This is a genomic window from Limnohabitans sp. MMS-10A-192 (assembly GCF_003063335.1).
GTDB lineage: Bacteria > Pseudomonadota > Gammaproteobacteria > Burkholderiales > Burkholderiaceae_C > Limnohabitans_A.
Map to the genome: position 1 here is coordinate 77,493 of NZ_NERX01000008.1, position 16,552 is coordinate 94,044.

Annotated in this window: 13 protein-coding genes and 1 pseudogene; 8 read left to right on the forward strand and 6 right to left on the reverse strand. The window is 58.6% G+C overall.

All coding sequences use genetic code 11. The features are described 5' to 3' along the window. Positions 1 to 2 precede the first annotated feature (2 nt). The 8 genes and pseudogenes from B9Z43_RS17080 (at position 3) to B9Z43_RS15000 (ending at position 6,148) form a co-directional block, all read left to right on the forward strand. Positions 3 to 197 carry a hypothetical protein gene (locus B9Z43_RS17080; protein WP_146183935.1) on the forward strand — a complete coding sequence of 65 codons (195 nt, stop codon included), beginning with the start codon at positions 3 to 5 and terminating at the stop codon, positions 195 to 197. Then, on the forward strand, positions 194 to 1,504 hold the full coding sequence (locus B9Z43_RS14970) for a hypothetical protein (protein ID WP_108326759.1): 1,311 nt from the start codon (positions 194 to 196) through the stop codon (positions 1,502 to 1,504). Before B9Z43_RS17080 ends, B9Z43_RS14970 begins: the two co-directional genes overlap by 4 nt. Further along, positions 1,501 to 2,850, forward strand: a complete 1,350-nt coding sequence (locus B9Z43_RS14975; protein WP_108326760.1) for a hypothetical protein — start codon at positions 1,501 to 1,503, stop codon at positions 2,848 to 2,850. The genes B9Z43_RS14970 and B9Z43_RS14975 overlap by 4 nt, the downstream gene beginning before the upstream one ends. Before the next feature lie 43 nt (positions 2,851 to 2,893). After that, positions 2,894 to 3,558: pseudogene (locus B9Z43_RS14980) on the forward strand (phosphomannomutase/phosphoglucomutase); the annotation flags it as partial. 440 nt (positions 3,559 to 3,998) lie between these two features. Continuing rightward, entirely contained in the window at positions 3,999 to 4,484 is a 486-nt protein-coding gene (locus tag B9Z43_RS14985) for a helix-turn-helix transcriptional regulator (protein WP_108326761.1), read from the forward strand. Next, positions 4,477 to 5,190 (forward strand): nucleotidyl transferase AbiEii/AbiGii toxin family protein, encoded by a 714-nt coding sequence (locus tag B9Z43_RS14990; protein WP_108326762.1) that lies wholly within the window; start codon positions 4,477 to 4,479, stop codon positions 5,188 to 5,190. The genes B9Z43_RS14985 and B9Z43_RS14990 overlap by 8 nt, the downstream gene beginning before the upstream one ends. A gap of 357 nt (positions 5,191 to 5,547) precedes the next feature. Continuing rightward, a complete protein-coding gene (locus B9Z43_RS14995; RefSeq protein WP_108326807.1) occupies positions 5,548 to 5,826 on the forward strand; it encodes a type II toxin-antitoxin system RelE/ParE family toxin in 279 nt (92 codons plus the stop codon). A 13-nt stretch (positions 5,827 to 5,839) separates the two neighbouring features. Then, complete coding sequence (locus tag B9Z43_RS15000) at positions 5,840 to 6,148, forward strand: HigA family addiction module antitoxin (protein ID WP_108326763.1); 309 nt, start codon at positions 5,840 to 5,842, stop codon at positions 6,146 to 6,148. Positions 6,149 to 6,447: 299 nt separating this feature from the next. Here B9Z43_RS15000 and B9Z43_RS17520 read toward each other — a convergent pair whose 3' ends face one another. The 6 genes from B9Z43_RS17520 to B9Z43_RS15030 all read right to left on the reverse strand — a co-directional run bounded on the left by B9Z43_RS17520 (position 6,448) and on the right by B9Z43_RS15030 (position 16,549). Continuing rightward, the gene (locus B9Z43_RS17520; RefSeq protein WP_146183936.1) at positions 6,448 to 10,473 is read right to left on the reverse strand and encodes a hypothetical protein; all 4,026 of its coding nucleotides are present in this window, start codon (positions 10,471 to 10,473) and stop codon (positions 6,448 to 6,450) included. A gap of 97 nt (positions 10,474 to 10,570) precedes the next feature. After that, the gene (locus B9Z43_RS15010; protein WP_158270129.1) at positions 10,571 to 11,182 is read right to left on the reverse strand and encodes a helix-turn-helix domain-containing protein; all 612 of its coding nucleotides are present in this window, start codon (positions 11,180 to 11,182) and stop codon (positions 10,571 to 10,573) included. Then, on the reverse strand, positions 11,163 to 12,050 hold the full coding sequence (locus B9Z43_RS15015; protein ID WP_146183937.1) for an EAL domain-containing protein: 888 nt from the start codon (positions 12,048 to 12,050) through the stop codon (positions 11,163 to 11,165). Before B9Z43_RS15015 ends, B9Z43_RS15010 begins: the two co-directional genes overlap by 20 nt. A 146-nt stretch (positions 12,051 to 12,196) precedes the next feature. Beyond that, the gene (locus tag B9Z43_RS15020) at positions 12,197 to 14,509 is read right to left on the reverse strand and encodes a CHASE2 domain-containing protein (protein ID WP_108326767.1); all 2,313 of its coding nucleotides are present in this window, start codon (positions 14,507 to 14,509) and stop codon (positions 12,197 to 12,199) included. Continuing rightward, the gene (locus B9Z43_RS15025; protein WP_158270130.1) at positions 14,506 to 15,837 is read right to left on the reverse strand and encodes a FecR domain-containing protein; all 1,332 of its coding nucleotides are present in this window, start codon (positions 15,835 to 15,837) and stop codon (positions 14,506 to 14,508) included. Before B9Z43_RS15025 ends, B9Z43_RS15020 begins: the two co-directional genes overlap by 4 nt. Further along, positions 15,830 to 16,549, reverse strand: a complete 720-nt coding sequence (locus B9Z43_RS15030; RefSeq protein ID WP_158270131.1) for a response regulator transcription factor — start codon at positions 16,547 to 16,549, stop codon at positions 15,830 to 15,832. Before B9Z43_RS15030 ends, B9Z43_RS15025 begins: the two co-directional genes overlap by 8 nt. Positions 16,550 to 16,552: the final 3 nt, after the last annotated feature.

Here is a 16,552-nt window from a genome sequence, read left to right on the forward strand (position 1 = left end):
TTATGAACAATACAAATTTATGGCGTATCGCCTGTGTATGGTTGCTGTTAACGCCCAGCGCTTATGCTTATGTGGACCCAGGCAGCGGCATGTTGCTTTGGCAAGGTCTTGTCGCTCTCATTGGCGCAGTCTTGATTTTCTTTCGCAATCCGATCCAGGTGATCAAATCCTGGATTGCCCGGATTCGCGGTAAATGAGGGACCCGCAGGCCAGCCTGGTCTTTGGGGCAGACCAGGTTGTTCGCCATCTGCGCGAAGCATTGCCTGCACAGCATCCGTTGCACACTGCACAGGCTCGGCAGTGGGCCGACAATGGTTTGTTGATCCCCTTTGACTGGCTGGATACACACCGGCTGATCTCCCCCAAAATCCCTTTTGTTTCGTCGCCCGAGGAATGGTGCGATGCTCAGTTGCTGGACGCCGCAGGTCTGACATTGGACTTGCTTGAGAGTGCCAATGCAGCAGGCACAGACTTGAAGGACGCCAGTGCATGGAATGTGATCTTTGAGGGTTGCGCGCCCGTGTTTTGTGACCTGACTTCTTTGGAGCCGATGCAGTCACACGCCTGGTGGGCCGCTGGCCAATTTGTTCGCCATTTCATTTCCCCTTTGTGGTTGTCGAGGGCGACGGGTTTGCAGTCGCGTGATGTGTTCCGCATGAACCGCGATGGGGCCATGCCCGAACTGGTGCGTGAGACATTGGGTTGGCGGCGGTTTTTGTGGCGCTGCTGGCCCCTGGTGGCAGAAGCCAAAGCCCAAACCGCATCGGGTTCGCTAAGCGTGGTCACACCACAAACAGCACGCTACCGGCAGCAGCTGGTGGCATCACTGCGCTGGATGCTCAATGGCGTGAAGCCGAGAGCTGTTCGCAACACGGTGTGGGGTCAATACACAGAGCAGCGAGGCCATTACACATCACTTGCATTGCAGGCCAAGCGTGAACAAGTGGCGCAGTGGTTGACGAAGTTGCAGCCAGCATGGACTTTGGATTTGGGTTGCAACAGCGGAGAGTTTTCTCAGCTGGCATTGGGCGCAGGCTCCCAGGTGATTGCGCTAGACGGTGATCACGATGCCGTTCAGGCCATGTATTTGCATCACGCAGGTCAACGCAAGCTGTACCCGGTCTTGGCTTCTTTGGACGATATCCACTCAGGTCGTGGATGGGCGGGTGTTGAACACACCGGTTTGGCCAAACGTCTTACTGGATGCGCAGATGTGGTGTTGATGCTGGCATTGATTCATCACTTGAGCATAGCTGGGGCGGTGCATCTGGAGCAGGTGGCCCATTTTGCTGCGGCTTGCACACGCCGCTGGTTGGTGGTGGAGTGGCTGGAGCCGTCAGACCCACAAGTGCAACAGTTGTGCGCCCAGCGCAGACGCGACGTCAGTGAGTTTGCGGTGGACAGTCAAAGGCAGGCGTTCATCAAAGCTGGATTTGTGCTGCGTCAAGAGGTGACCTTGCCCGAGGGGCATCGGCATTTGGCCTTGTTGGAAAAGACCGTATGAAATCCGCAGACCGTGAATTGATTTTGGATGTGATGGCAGGCAGTGCGGCAGTGCTGGCATTTGTGGCGTTTATCGTATTGACACAGCTTTATCATGGACATCATGGTTTGCAGGTGGAAACAGTTGGGCCGACACTTTATTTGTTGATCTCATGGTTGGTAATGGCCTATCTGCGATGGATAGGCAGTAGAAAGATTTGGCGGGCAGCTCAGGTATGGATGTGGGTTAGTTTGATTGTCGGTCTGGCCGTTAGATATAGCGGACTTCTTATGCATCTGAAGGGGCTTGCAATCACAGCGGTTTGGTCGGGTTTACTATTTTCATTTGGTCTATGGGCTAGTTTTAAATCATCTCCGAGTATTTGGTCGGGCTTGCGTCGCATCGTCGCTTTTTTACCAGCGCTGATTGTGGTGTCTCCTGTAGTTGCGGGTTACTGGTTAGACGCTCCGATCGTCTGGTTATCAACCGATTCAATTCAGCAAAAGCACAGGACAGCAACCATTGTCTTGTTGCTGGATGAGATGAATTCCAAATCTGCTTTGGGCTTGCAAAATGTATTGGAAAAAGAGGGTTTAAGCGTTAACTTTAAGGCGGTTCAAGCGGTACATGGGCTAACTGTTGAGGCAGTACCCGCAATATTCTCTAGGAAGAAATTTAGCGGTGCCAGCCCTTGTGGTTTAGATCGCATTTGCGCCGCAGATGTGGCGCTCGATTTTTCGCAGGTTTCCGTCGAACGCGATGATGTCGATGTCGTAGGGTTCTTCCATCCGTATTGCGCTATGCAGGGGTTGCGCTCTTGTCAGCGCATCACCATGACACATGATTTTTGGGATCTGGACCGGTGGAAATGTACCGCAAAGATATATCCAGGCATGACAAAAGAGCAGGGGTATAAGTCGTGCGAGGAGCGGCTTAATTCGTCCACTGTCGAATTGCGAGAAAAAGTAAATGCTGCCATGCTTGATGCGCCTGCGCTTAAGTCGGGTGGGGTTCTATACGCGCACTTGCCCTTGCCGCATCCGCCTTCAGAAGGTACGGGCACATTGCAAGACCAATATTTGCGAAATGTGCAGAAAGCAGAGGCGTTGCTGGGCCAACTGATCGCAAAATTGCGAGAGAACAACATAGAGCCACGGTTTTTAATTTATTCGGATCACCCCCTTAGACAGGCACTATGGTGCTCCACTTCATCTGTATATTTTGATGTGCCTTGCGTGGTCAAACCAGATTTGGTGGATGACCATGTACCTTTGATCGTCGCAGCACGATCTGATTTGCCGTCAATCGCGCATGTGCAGTCCAACCAGCAAGTGTTCGATGTGTTGCGCGAATGGCTAAACCATTGATCTTTACAGGCATTCTCTCGCCATTGCATTAATTGAATTTATCATGCAAGTCACTCCTTCGAGTGTAAAAGCCTATGACATCCGCGGCGTTGTGCCCGCTACCTTGAACGAGCAAGTCGCCGTGGGACTGGACAAGGCCTTTGGCACGGTGGAGCTGGCCGAGGGGCAAAACACGACGGCCGTTTGAGCGGCCCGGCCTTGTCGGCAGCGCTGATACGCGGTCTGGTGGCTGCAGGTGTGCAGGTGATCGACATCGGCATGACGATTACGCCCATGTTGTATGGGCGGCCAACACCGCTTGCCAAAGCGGCATCCAGGTGATCGGCAGCCACAACCCCAAGGACTACAACGGCTTCAAGATGGTCCTGGCCGATCGCGCCACTTATGGCGATGAGATCCAGGCCCTGCGTCAGATGATGATGGAAACCGAGACGTGGCAACTCAAGGCCGGTGGCGGCATGTCGCATGTCGCATGTTGACGTGCTGGCCGATTACACCCAACGCATCTTGGGCGACATCCGCTTGGCGCGCCCCATGAAGATCGTGGTGGATTCGGGCAACGGCATCGCCGGTGCCTCGGCCCCCGGCATCTTCCGTGCCCTGGGTTGCGAGGTGATCGAGCTGTTCAGTGAAGTCGATGGTGAGTTCCCCAACCACCACCCCGACCCGAGCAAGCCCGAAAACCTGCAAGACCTGATGCAGGCCCTGAGCCTGGCGCTGGACTTGATCGACATGCCGCACATCCGCAAGCAACTCAAAGACCTGGTTCCCGGCTACCAGGCCGAGGGCGATGTGGTCGACTGGGTTTGGATGGAAAACGAGAGACTGGCCACGATGTAACGCGCCAGTCAACAGCGAACAACACAGAAGGAGCCTGCGGGCTCCTTCGTCGTTTCTGCGCCCCATACCGTCATCGCGAGGAGCTTGCCCCCAACCCCGTCATCGCGAGGAGCTTGCGACGCGGCGATCCAGGCCCCCTTTGTCATACCGGACTTGATCCGGTATCCATGCTTTGCAGATGGACCCCGGGTCTTCGCCCGGGGTGACATTTGGGGTGACATTTGGGGTGACATTGGAAGGTCAGGATGACCGGTGAATCGTTTCTTATTATTGACAAAAAGAATATATTGTAAATAATGAGAATCACTATGCCAAAAAAATCACCGCCATTGAACGAGTTCACCGCGGCCAAGCTTCAAAGCCTGGGGGCGCAGATGGCCGAGCGTCGAAAGGCTTTGGGTGTCAGTGCCACGGTGGCTGCAGAGGCTGCAGGCATGTCCCGGGTCACGCTGCACCGTATCGAAAAGGGCGAACCGTCCGTCACCATGGGCGCGTGGAGCAACGCCATCGCCGCATTGGGCATGCAACTGCAGTTGCAGGACCATCAAGCGGCCCAGCCCGCGCCAACTGCGCCACCCGGCTGGTGGCCTGTGCGCATTACGCTGGCCGACTATCCGCAACTCAAAGCACTGGCTTGGCAAGTGCATGGCACAGATCATCTGACCCCAGTCGAGGCATTTGACATTTACGAACGCAATGCCCGGCACATGGACATGGCCATGATGGATAGCCAAGAACTGGCGCTGTGGCAAGCGCTGCAACAAGCCTTTGGCAAGCGGGCCGCCGATGTTTGAGCGGGCACACCATCAACGCATCGCGCACGTGCTGGGCGCTTTGGATGGCAGCGTGTTGGCTCAAAACGCTTGCTGGTTTGGGGGCGGCACCTGTATCGCTTTGAAGTTTGGTGAATACCGTGAATCGGTGGACATCGACTTTTTGGTCTCCGATCCGGTTGGCTACCGAGAGCTCCGTCAAATGCTCACGGGCACTGACGGGCTGGCGCCTATCACGCGCCAAGGTGCCATGCCGCTGGAGCTGCTGCGGGAGGTTCGCGCTGACCAATACGGCATTCGCACCCAAGTGCGCATGGACGGGCACGCGATCAAATTTGAAATCGTGCGAGAAGCCCGAATCCTGTTTCAAGATCCCGGGAAGCAAGACTCCGTTTGTGGCGTCAAGACCCTGACGCTGCTTGACCTTGCGGCCAGCAAAATGTTGGCCAATTCAGACCGCCAAGCCGATGACGGCGTTTTCGGTCGGGACATCATAGATTTGGCCATGATGAGTTTGAAATTACCCCAACTGCGGGAAGCACTTGAAAAAGCCACCGAAGCCTACGGCATCTCCATAGCCAGAGATCTGGGCAAAGCCATAGACAGAATGCAAAACAGGCAGGGCTGGCTCGAAAGGTGCATGCAAGCCATGGCCATGGACATGCCCAAGGCCGTGCTGTGGCAAAAAATACGAAGTCTCCGACAGGTTTTGCCTGCGGCGACATGACTGAAAACAATCAGCGTAATCGGGTTCAGATCCTGATTGTTTAAGTCGCCGCGCTTGACCGCGCACTGGATTGCCACGCTCCGCTCGCAATGACGTTTGACCGTCATCGCGAGGAGCTTGCGACGCGGCGATCCAGTCCCCCTTTGTCAACCCGTACTTGATCCGGTATCCACTTCCCTCTGTCATGCCGGACTTGATCCGGTATCCATGCTTTGCAGATGGACCCCGGGTCTTCGCCCGGGGTGACATTTGGAGTGCGGGGTGACATTGGGTGTGCGGGGTGACATTGGAAGGGCGGATCTAGCAGTGCTTGGCAGTGGATTGCCGTTTACCGATCATCGGTATAAAATCCAAGTCATGATCATCTCATTTGCATGCGCTGACGCCAGAGCCCTTTTTGAGGGCGGTAAGGTCAAGCGGTTCAATGCGATGAAAACGGTTGTTGAACGCAAGTTGCAGATGCTCGACAGTGCCGCGACGTTGGAGTTTTTGCGTTCACCTCCTGGCAACAGGTTAGAGGCTTTGCGCGGTGATCGTGCTGGACAGCACAGCATCCGGGTCAATGATCAGTTTCGCATTTGCTTTGTCTGGACTGAGCGTGGCCCGATGGGTGTGGAGATTGTGGATTACCACTGAGTTTGGAGTTTTTATGAAAAATAAAATGCGCGCCATCCATCCTGGGGAGGTCCTCAAGGAGGAATACCTCGTGCCCTTGGGCTTGAGTGTCAATGCCTTGGCCAAGGCGCTTCATGTGACGCCGTCCCGAATGAACGATATCGTGTTGTGTCGTCGCGGTGTGTCGCCAGATACGGCATTGCGCTTGGCCCGTTACTTTGGCGGGGACGCGCAGTCGTGGCTCAATTTGCAGCAAAGTTATGACCTCAAAGTGGCCGAGCAGTCGATGCTCAAGACCATCCTCAAAACTGTGATGCCTATGGGCGGTGTTGCCTTGGCTTGAACGCCAGTTGGCAGCGCAAGATGAAGGGGCCCAAGGGCCCCTTCGGAGTTTGTGCGCCCCATACCGTCATCGCGAGGAGTTTGCGACGCGGCGATCCCGCCCCCCTTTGTCATCCCGGACTTGATCCGGTATCCATGCTTTGCAGATGGACCCCGGGTCTTCGCCCGGGGTGACATTGGGTGTGCGGGGTGACATTGGAAGGGTGGGGTGACCGCTTCCCTCTGTCATCCCGGGCTTGACCCGGGATCCATCCTCTTCACAACTGGATTGCCACGTTCTGCTCGTGATGACAGTGAGCGTCAGATCACTGCCGAGTTGACCTGGTTGACCAGGTTCTGGATTTCAGAGAGTGTGTCGACGGCAGAGCCGTCGTCGGCTGTGGCGTTGATGGCGTTCAGGATGGCCGTGAGGTTGCTGGAGGTGACCGATGTGATGCCGATGTCTGTGAAGTCCTGCACTTGGGGGCTCAGGTGGTAGTTGGTGGATTCCCGCATGATGCGCATGCCTGCGCTGGCCAGGGCATTGATTTCGTCAACCGTGTCGACTTGGTCTGCCGTTTTGGTGCGGATGATGTCGTTGAGCAAGTTGATGCTGATCGAGCTGGTGATGCGCACAATGTTGTCGGGGTTCAGAAAACCCGTCACACCAATGGCGTTGTAGTTGCTGGCGGTGGGGGTGGAGCCCACGCCCGCATCGGAGGCGCTGCCGTTGGCGATGGTCAGGATGTTGTTGTAGGAGTTGACCATGGTTTGCAGTTCGCCTTCGAGTGAGTCAACGTTGTAGTTGTGCAGTTCAGCGCTCTCCAGCGCGCTGTTGTAGGCGCTGACGTTGGCTTCAACGACGTTGCTCATGCCGGTCTTGGCATAGGTGGCGTAGGTGATGGCGCTGTTGGCGTTGTTGGCTTCTGCTGCTGCCTGGATGTTGGTTTGCGCGGTCATCCATCCGTCCAGGTGGGCTTGCAGTTCTGCAACGCTGTCGGTGGTGGAGCCATCGTCGTTTTCGTTGGCAAACATCCGGGCCACATAAAAACGCAAGTTGGTGGTTGAGTCGTAATTGGTCACGATACCCAATGCTTGCAAGTCGGCTGTGAGGATGTTGTTGGTGGTCCCGTTCACAACCGGAGCGATTTTTTTGACCGCTGTGCCCAGGGTTTGCAGTTCCGCCACGGTGTCGATGTCGGCCGTGGTTTTGCTGCCCACCATGTCGTTCATGAGGTTCACAAAAGCAGGGGTGTTGGTCACGTAGCTGATCGACATGACCGACAGGTAGTCGGCGTATGCGGGGTTGGCCACGGTGCTGTCGGCGGCTGAGCCGTTGGCTTCTTCCACGATGACATTGACTTTGTTCATGTACGTTTGAACGGCGGACAGGGTATTGACTTGGGTACCCCCGTCAATGGTTCGGCTGACCACTTCGTTCATCAGTGTCATGTTGGTATCGGTCGCGCTGGTGATGCCCAGGGTGGTCAAGTCTGCCGCAGTGAGGGTGCCTGTGCCGGAGGATTTGGCAACCACAGCGCCCGAGATGCGGGCCAGTTCTGCGATTTCCGCGACGGTGTTGACGTCGGCCACGGTTTTGTTGGCGATGGTGTTGTTGAGCAGGTAGCGTGCGTTGCCGCTGGCAATCGAGACGCCCACGTTGGCAAAGTCCTCAACGGTGAGCCATTGGGTGCCGTTGGGGTTGGCGCCCGTGGCGTTGGCTTCGGCTTCGATTTTGTTGAACGAGCTGATGCTGTTCTGGATTTTGACGGCGGTGTCGGTGGCGCTGCCGTCGATGCTGCCGGTGTTGAGGATCTCGTTGATGGCGGCCAGGTTGTCTTCGGTGACGCCGGTCATGCCGGCCTGGGTGTAGTCGCTGAGTGTGGGGCCGCTGGGTGTGGCGCTGTTGGCTTGGGCGATGGCACTCAGGTTGATGAGCGCTGCGTTCATGTTGGTGACCAGGGCTTGCAGTTCGGCCACGTTGTCGGTGGCGGTGCCGTCGTCGGCTTGGGCGCGGATCAGGTTGTTCAGTGCGGTGATGTTGTCGTCGGTCACGCCGGTGATGCCCAGTGTGGTGAAGCTGGCGGTGGGCACAACGTCGTTGCCGCCTTGTGCGACAGCTTGGATGCTTTGTGCCAGGGTGGCCAGGGCGGTGATTTCTGCGACGGTGTCCACGTCGGTGGTGGTTTTGTCGCCAATGATGTTGTTCAGCAGTTCTGTGCTGCCTGCCGCGGTGAGGGTGTCGCTGGGCACGCCGATGGCGGTGTAGTCGGCTTGCGTGGGGTTGACGACGCTGGCGTCCGCTGCGCTGCCATTGGCTTCGGCCAGGATGGCGTTGTAGGCGTCGACGATGGTTTGCACTTTGGCGGTGGTGTCGGTGGCGGCGCCGGTGTTGCTGGCGGTGTTCAGGGCGTCCTGTACGGCGGGCAGGTTGGTGCTGTCCACGTGGGTGACGCCTGCGCTGGTGAATTCAGCGGTGGTGAGGGTGTTGGCGGTGTTGCCTTCGGCGGCGGCGCTGATGAGGTTGACGTTGGGGGCAATCGCGTTGATCAGGGCTTGCAGCTCGGCGACGGTGTCGGTGGCGCTGCCGTTGTCGGCTTGGGCTTGAATGACGTTGATCAGTGCGGGCAGGTTGTCGGTGGTGACGCCGGTCAGGCCTGCGGTGGCAAAGTCGGTGACGGTCAGCGCGGTGGCGGGGGTGCCCTCTGCGGCGATGGTCTGGATGGTGTTGGCGATGTTGGCCAGGTTGTTGATTTCTGCGACGGTGTCCACGCCGGTGCTGGCTTGGCTGGCGACGATGTCGTTGAGCAGGCCGAGTTTGGCGTTGTCGGTGGCGGCGGCGCCGATGTCGGCACCGATGGCGGCGTAGTCGGTTTGTGTGGGGTTGGTGACTGTGGCGTCAGCGGCGCTGCCATTGGCTTCGGCCAGGATGGCGTTGTAGGCGTCGACGATGGTTTGCACTTTGGCGGTGGTGTCGGTGGCGGCGCCGGTGTTGCTGGCGGTGTTCAGTGCGTCCAGCACGGCGGGCAGGTTGGTGCTGTCCACGTGGGTGACGCCTGCGCTGGTGAATTCAGCGGTGGTGAGGGTGTTGGCGGTGTTGCCTTCGGCGGCGGCGCTGATGAGGTTGACGTTGGGGGCAATCGCGTTGATCAGGGCTTGCAGCTCGGTGACGGTGTCGGTGGCGCTGCCGTTGTCGGCTTGGGCTTGGATGACGTTGATCAGTGCGGGCAGGTTGTCGGTGGTGACGCCGGTCAGGCCTGCGGTGGCAAAGTCGGTGACGGTCAGCGCGGTGGCGGGGGTGCCCTCTGCGGCGATGGTCTGGATGGTGTTGGCGATGTTGGCCAGGTTGTTGATTTCTGCGACGGTGTCCACGCCGGTGCTGGCTTGGTTGGCGACGATGTCGTTGAGCAGGCCGAGTTTGGCGTTGTCGGTGGCGGCGGCGCCGATGTCGGCACCGATGGCGGCGTAGTCGGTTTGTGTGGGGTTGGTGACTGTGGCGTCAGCGGCGCTGCCATTGGCCTCGGCCAGGATGGCGTTGTAGGCGTCGACGATGGTTTGCACTTTGGCGGTGGTGTCGACTTGGGTTTTGCTCAGTTCGCCGGTGTTGAGGGCGCTGTTGATGGCGGCGACGTTGTCGCTGGTGACGCCTGTCACGCCGGCATCGCTGTATTGGGTGGGGGTCAGTTGCGCGGCGGTGTTGTCTTGGGTGGCGGCCTGGATGGTTTCCAGCGCTTGTGCTTTCTTGGCTTCGGGTGTGGTGGTGCTGCCACCACCGCCACCGCCGCCCAGGGCGGCTGCGCCCAGTGCCAATGCACCGATGAGGCCGCCTGTGGACATGCCTGTGGCTGCGGTGCCTGCTGCAGTGGCTGCTGTGGTGGCTCCGCTCGCGGCGGCGGCCGATTCTGTGGCCGCCATGACGGGTATGCACATGGCGGATGCGGTGCCTGGCTGCCAGATGATGGCTTCGGCGTTGGTGTCTGCGCTTGCTGGCGCATCAGAGGCCACTTGCGAGTAGGGACAGACGGTGTCGCCGGTGTGCAGGACGAATTCGCTGGTGGCTTCGGGTGTGGCTTGGGCGTTGGCCTGGGTAAAGAAGTCTTGCAGTTCGATGGTGGTGCCGGTGTCGAGTTCGACGCTGAGGTCGCGGTTTTTGCGCAGGACTTTCTTGACGGTCTGGATTTGCCCGGTGGCTGGGTCCGTCACGCGGTAGCTGGTGTTCGGCTGGGTTTTGAGCAGGACGGTTTGCTGGGTGTTTTTCAATTCGGCCAGCGTGGTGCCTGGGTCGATGGCCTGTGTGGCGAATGATTTTGAAAATTGGGGCGATTGCTGAAGTGTGAGTTGTGCCATGGGCTTGTCCAAGTCTGAAAGGAGAAAGACTTGATTCTTGGCGTGTGGGTCTCAGAAGTTCATAAATTTTGTAAAGTGATTTGATAAATTTGCCGATTTACTCGTTTGGGTTCATTTGGCTGCCGATCCACAGGGCTTGCAGGTGGTGGGCGCTGAGCTTTTCTGGCACGTGGTGCACCCGCAGGTGTTCGCCCGAGCTGGGCAGGCGCAGGACGTGGCCAGGGGCAAAAACAGCGACCACCAGGCTGAGTCTTTGTTTGCGGCAGCTGTCCATCAGGTCTTGGATCAGGGTGTTGAGTTCGTGGGTGCTGCGCTCGAGTTCAATGATCAACATGCCGATGTCGCGCAGATTCAAAAGCAGCAGGCCTTCCAAGAGGGAGGCGGTGATGTGGACTTTGCCGCCGCCATGGATGGGGAGCCAGCCCTCGCTTTGGGTCTTGAGTTTTTGGGCGTCGTCGGTGATCAGCAGGGTGTTGGGGGCGTAGTTGTCTTCGTTGGCGGGTTCATTGAAGGGTTGTTTGCGCAGGTAGTCCATGACGGATTTCCTGTGCAGGCGGCGGTGTCCACCCGAGGTGCGCCAGCCGGTGATTTGTTGTTCGTCGGCCAGTTTTTGCACGGTGCCCGTTGACAGGCCCAAAATTTGCGCGGTCTCGCCGGAGGTGATGAAGGGCAGGTCTTGGTTGGCGGCGTCAGTGTGTTTGTGTTTCATGTGGGGTCCCATGGGGTTGGATGGTGCGCGGCAGCGCGTGGATGAGGGTGTGGCTGTCGACGGCGCTGGCCAGTGCGGGGCCCATGCCGATGTCGCAGCCCAGTTCGCGCAGTTGTTGCAGTTCGACGGCGTTGTGGATGTCGCAGCCGATGATGTCGATCCCCATCAGGTTTTTAAAGACCATGAGGGTTTTCATTTGCTGTGTGTACAGGCTTTGGTGGGGTTGTGGCTGGCGTGGGGGGGTGACTTTGACGCCTTGGATCAGGCCGCTGTTGAGCCAGGAAAAGTCTGCGCCGGAGCAATCGAACGAGTCGATCACCAGCTGCAGTTGCTCGAAGGGTTTGCGTTGCAGTTGTCGCCAAATTTTGGGGCCGTGCACTTGCAGTCCGGGTTCGCGCATTTGCAGTTTCAGGCGCGAGGGGCACAAGGCATATTGCTGGCAGAGGTGTTGAACGGTGGCTTCCAGGTGCGGTGAGGCCATTTGGCCGGGGCGCAGGTGGATCAGGATCTGGCCTTGCGGATATTGTGCGAACCAGGGTTGCAGTTCGCTCAGGGCGGTCTCCAGTGCCCAGTAGCCCATGGGCAGCACGTAGCCGCTGGTTTCTGCATGGCTGATGAGTTCATCGGCACGCAGGTTGATCAGTTGTCCTTGTTCGGTGGGTTTGAGCACGCGAACCTCAACCCCCCACAGCTGGCCGCTGGGCAGGTGGATCAGGGGTTCGTAGGCGAGCTGGATGCCGGCTTGTGCACAGGCGTTGCGGATTCTGGAGGTGAGCCGTTGGTGTTGTCCGCTGATGGGCTGTGGCGTGCTTCGGGTCGCGCAGCTGGGCGGTGCAGCCAGACGTTTTTGCGTGGAGAAAAGTTTCATGTCGACGGTACCCTTGCCGGTTTTGCCTGTCACCGTTCACCTGCTTTTGTGATGATCGTGGTGTGCAGTGAATGGTCTTGATTGGACGGCTTGCGTACTGTCTAAATTCTTAAATCTCGTAAATTTCAGAAAATGTCGATCGGGGTTCAGTCGTTGTAGAGCGGGATGTCCAGCGCGATCCAGGCCATGTGGTCGTCAACCTCTTGGTAGGGGATTTGCAGGTGGAATTTGCCATCGTGGCGTTGTATGGTGGTTTTGACGAACTTGAGCCCGAGGCCGAAGCCTTTGACGTCGTTGTCGGGGAGCATGGCGCCAATGGGGTTGAGGATTTCGATGCGGGCCATGGGCTGCACTTGTCCTGCGTGGGGCGATGTCCGGATGATGACGCAGCTGCCGGGCATGCCGTGGCGAATGGCGTTGTGCAGCAAGTTGAGCAGAGCCCGCACGATCAGGTGGGTGTCCACCATGATGCGCAGCAAGGCCGGTGTTTCCATGAGTTGGAGTTGGATGTGGTGCTGGTCGGCCAGGGGTTGTGCTTGTTCGATGGCGTCGTCCAGCAAGTCGCTGACCAGGCAGCCCGTCAGGTGCAGGGGCATTTGTTCGGCCTGGCTGTGGACGATGAAGCCGTCCATCATGTCCATCAGCCGCTGTGCGTTTTGGGTGATCTGGTCTGCGCAGGCTTGCACCTGGGGCATGTTGTTGGTGGGCAGCAGAAGCAATCGTTTTTTGAGCGCCAGGATGGCCGCGACGGGGGTGCGCATGTCATGCGATAGAAATTGCAAGGTTTGTTCGCGCTGTATCTGATGCCGTTGGCTGGCGGTGATGTCGCTGAGCGTGACCAGCTTGAGTTTGTACACGTCGTTGCTTTGGATCTCGGAGGTTCTGAAAATGAAGTACAGGTTGGGCAGGTTGTATTGGCTCAGGCTGACGGTGGTTTCTTCCTGGCCTGAATGCAGGGCGCGTGATTTGGAGATTTGCAGGGCGTTGACCAATTGGTCGAAGTCGTAGTGCGCGCTGCTGTGCACATTCAGTTGGAGTTTTCTGGCCAGTCCGTTCATGGCTTGGTTGCTGGTCAGGTGTTTGTGGCCGGCATCAAAAATGGCCACCGGCTCGGGGATCTGCTGCAGGATGCTGTTGAGCAGTGCCAAGTCATTCTTTTGCAGTTCGATGGCGGTGTTGAGTTCTTCGACGACGCGGTGTGTCGTGTCGACAAAGGGGTTCAGAAACAGGGCCGTTGCATCGGGCAGGATTGGGCTTTTGGCAATTTTCAGGGGGGCGTTGGCTTGCGTTTTTTCCAGTTGGAGGTGAAGGATGTTGACCGTGGTCATGAGCCTTCGCCATGACCAGAAGCCGCCCATGAAGCCGATGACGATGCAGCTGGGCATGATGTTGGCCCAGGTGTTGAATTGGCTGAGCAGCAACAAGTCGATGCCGCAGAGCATGAGCAAGGCGATGGGGGTGACCACAAAGACGCGCGAGGGATTGCTCCAGAAGAGGGCCAGCGATGTCAGCATCACCCAAATGAGCCCAAGGAGCATCGATGGGGTGTCGGGCAGCACCGAGATCCATTGGCCGTTGAGTGCTTCGTTGAGCACGCTGGCAATGATGTAGACGCCTGGGGTGCTGGCGCCGGTGATGGCCGTGTAGGCCGTCGCGTGGTGGTCGCCCAGGCTGGGGCTGGTGACGCCGATCAGGACCCATTTGTCTTTGAAGAAGTCGGCCGACAGGTGTGGGTTGAGCGCGTCTTTCAAGGAGATGGTGGTGAAGCCCACTTCGGGGTCGACCATGCGAAAGCGTTGTCGGGTCTTGCTTTGGCTGAGGGCTTCGACTTTGCTGACCGCGTCGGGGTCTTGGCTGCGTTGCATCATGGCCAGGGCCATGTGGGGTGAGTGGGGCACGTTGGGTGCAATGCTGCGGCTGATGCCGTCTTGGTCGTAGGCGAGCAGGATGTGGCCGTAGGTTTGCACGGCACGGGCCAGGCTGGGCGGGATGACCATGCTGTTGTCTGGCATGCTGGCGTTCGGACTTGGCGCAGACAGGGCGGGCAGTGGCGAGGACTCGATGGGCGTCAAGGGCAGGACCACGGGCAGATCGTGCAGGGCTTGGGCCAGTTGCATGTCGTCGTCTGTGCTGTCGATGAAGAGCAAGTCCAAACCGATGGCTTTGGGGCGGTTGGCCGGTGTGCTCATGCGTTGCAGCAGGTCGGCGTAGTGCCTCCGTTGGAGGGGCCAGCCCCCGTGGTCTTCGATGGTGGGGTCGTCAATGCTGACCACGACGATGTCGGGCCTGGCGGTGTAGCCCGTTTTCATGACCAGGTAGTCGTACAGGCGCAGGTTGGCGCTGCTGCCGAAAGCCATGTAGTGGAAGATGAGCAGCAGCAGTTGCGCGCAGACCAGCGTGATGAACCAGTCGGTGGCTGGGTGGTGTCTCCAATGAGGACGGCCGGTGCGTCCTGTCACGGGGCGCTGACGTTGGGCTGGCCTGTCAAGATGAAGTCGCCTTGTGTTCTGACGGTGTGGTCAGGCTGGGGCGGGGGCGATGGCTCGGTGTATTCGATGTGCCAGTGGTAGCGTCCGGGTGCCAGTCCTGTGGCAATCATGTGGGTGGTGTTCAGGGGGACTTGCGCGTTCAGGATGGTTTGCACGGCGCTGCCTTTGACTTGTTGGAGCTCAAAGCGCTTGGTGCGGCCGTGCGCTTCACTCAGGTCGAAGGGCACGCCGCAGTGCTGGCCATGGCTGCACATGGCGTAGGTGGCGGAGGGTCCTTGAAGGCCGCTGCGGGTGAGTGATGCTGCACGGTAAAGCTGTGCCTGTGGCGAGCGGTCGGCCGTGGCGACGACGGTGGGGGCTTGCGTGACCGGTGGCGTGTCTGTGGCCATGGCGTTGGCACTGCCGAGTTGTTCGATCAGATAGGCGTGTGCCTGGGCAACGGGCATGAATGCCCATGCGTTGGCTTGCGGGGCAACGCCCAGCACAGGGGGCGGTGGCAAGGCTTCCAGGCCTTGGTTTTGGCCTTGGGCGTTGATGACCAGTCCTTCGCGTTTTTCGATGGTTTGGTTTTGCGGGTCGGCCTCGCCTTGGGCTTGTACTTTGCCTTCGAGCACTTCGATGAGGGTGGCTTGGCTGTCCGGCGCAATGCCGACTCTGAATTGGGTGCCGCGCACGCCCGTGATGGCTTTGGGGGTTTGGACTTCGAAGCGGGATCGGGCGGGGCGTTGTTTGTAGATGTCGAGCCCCAGCTTGCCTTGCAGCAGGTGGATTTGAACCAGGGGCGCTTTGTGCAGGGGTTGATGCCGCAGGACATCCAGGCGAAGGACTGCGCCCGATGGCAGTTGCAAGCGTGAGCCGTCTTGCAGCAGCAGGCCGACTTTGCAGCCGGCGGGCACTTTGATGGTGCTGCCTTCGGCGAGCCATTGGTCTTGTGCGAGGACCCGGCCATCGCTCAGTTCGGGCAAGAGGGTGCCTGTGCAGCTGAGGTGGTTGACGCGCACATGGGCAGCTTCTTGTCGCAGCCAGTTTTCTGGGATTTGCAGTGTTTGCCCCGGCCGCAGTGCGGTGATGCTGTGGCCCGGGTTCATGGTGTGGAGGCGGCTGAGCGCTTGTGCGCTGTGCTCGGGCAGTTGCAGGCCTTGGATGACGCTGGTCAAACTGTCGCCGGGTTGAACGGCATAGGCGATGACGTGGGGTTTGGCCGTGATTTTTTCGGGCGCTTGGGCCCACATGGCGCTGGTGTGCAGGCTGAGCGCCGCCGTGATGCAGGTGCACAGGGTTGGGCGCAGCTCAAACATCGGAGGTGCTTTCTGCTGTGATGATCCGGTAGCCAAATCCGTGTATGGCTTTGAGTCGCAGCAGTTGGGAGGTGGCGGACAAGTCGAGCTTGATGCGTATTTGCGAGATGTGCACATCGAGTGTGCGCGAGCAGGCGTCGTCGTCTCGGCCCCATATGTGGGTCATCAGGCGTTTGCGTGACAGTGAGCGGCCGGTGTTCTCGAACAGGAACAGGGCGAGGTTGAATTCTTTTTCCGACAGCTTGGTGTGTTGCTCTTGTCCGCGCGATGTCCATTGCACGGTGTTGTCCAGGCGGTTGAAGGTGTAGCCCCACAGTTTGTGGGTCGTGGTGTTTTGGGCGTCCGGGCTGTAGGCCCGGCGGCCCAGTGCCGCAACGCGTGCCATGAATTCGTTTTCACGCACGGGTTTGGCGCAGTAGTCGTCGGCACCGCAGGACAGGGCGTAGACAATTTCTTGCTCGAATTGCCGGCTGGTCAAGAACAGGACGGGGATCTTGCTGTTGAGTTCTTCCCGCACGTGCCTGAGGACTTTGATGCCGCTGATGTCGGGCACGTTCCAGTCGAGGATCAGCAGGTCGAAGGTGTCGCGCTGCAGGGCTTTGAGCAAGGCTTTGCCGGTGGTGAAAATTTCGACCGTGTGTTCGGCTTGGTGAAGCAGGTCCTGGGTGTGGAGGGCCAGGATGTATTCGTCTTCGAGGATGGCGATGTGCATGGT

Bases quoted from the DNA above. Each gene is read 5' to 3' on its own strand.
- B9Z43_RS17080 (WP_146183935.1), top strand. From the start codon at position 3: ATGAACAATACAAATTTATGGCGTATCGCCTGTGTATGGTTGCTGTTA.
- B9Z43_RS14970 (WP_108326759.1), top strand. From the start codon at position 194: ATGAGGGACCCGCAGGCCAGCCTGGTCTTTGGGGCAGACCAGGTTGTT.
- B9Z43_RS14975 (WP_108326760.1), top strand. From the start codon at position 1,501: ATGAAATCCGCAGACCGTGAATTGATTTTGGATGTGATGGCAGGCAGT.
- B9Z43_RS14985 (WP_108326761.1), top strand. From the start codon at position 3,999: ATGCCAAAAAAATCACCGCCATTGAACGAGTTCACCGCGGCCAAGCTT.
- B9Z43_RS14990 (WP_108326762.1), top strand. From the start codon at position 4,477: ATGTTTGAGCGGGCACACCATCAACGCATCGCGCACGTGCTGGGCGCT.
- B9Z43_RS14995 (WP_108326807.1), top strand. From the start codon at position 5,548: ATGATCATCTCATTTGCATGCGCTGACGCCAGAGCCCTTTTTGAGGGC.
- B9Z43_RS15000 (WP_108326763.1), top strand. From the start codon at position 5,840: ATGAAAAATAAAATGCGCGCCATCCATCCTGGGGAGGTCCTCAAGGAG.
- B9Z43_RS17520 (WP_146183936.1), bottom strand. From the start codon at position 10,473: ATGGCACAACTCACACTTCAGCAATCGCCCCAATTTTCAAAATCATTC.
- B9Z43_RS15010 (WP_158270129.1), bottom strand. From the start codon at position 11,182: ATGAAACACAAACACACTGACGCCGCCAACCAAGACCTGCCCTTCATC.
- B9Z43_RS15015 (WP_146183937.1), bottom strand. From the start codon at position 12,050: ATGAAACTTTTCTCCACGCAAAAACGTCTGGCTGCACCGCCCAGCTGC.
- B9Z43_RS15025 (WP_158270130.1), bottom strand. From the start codon at position 15,837: ATGTTTGAGCTGCGCCCAACCCTGTGCACCTGCATCACGGCGGCGCTC.
- B9Z43_RS15030 (WP_158270131.1), bottom strand. From the start codon at position 16,549: ATGCACATCGCCATCCTCGAAGACGAATACATCCTGGCCCTCCACACC.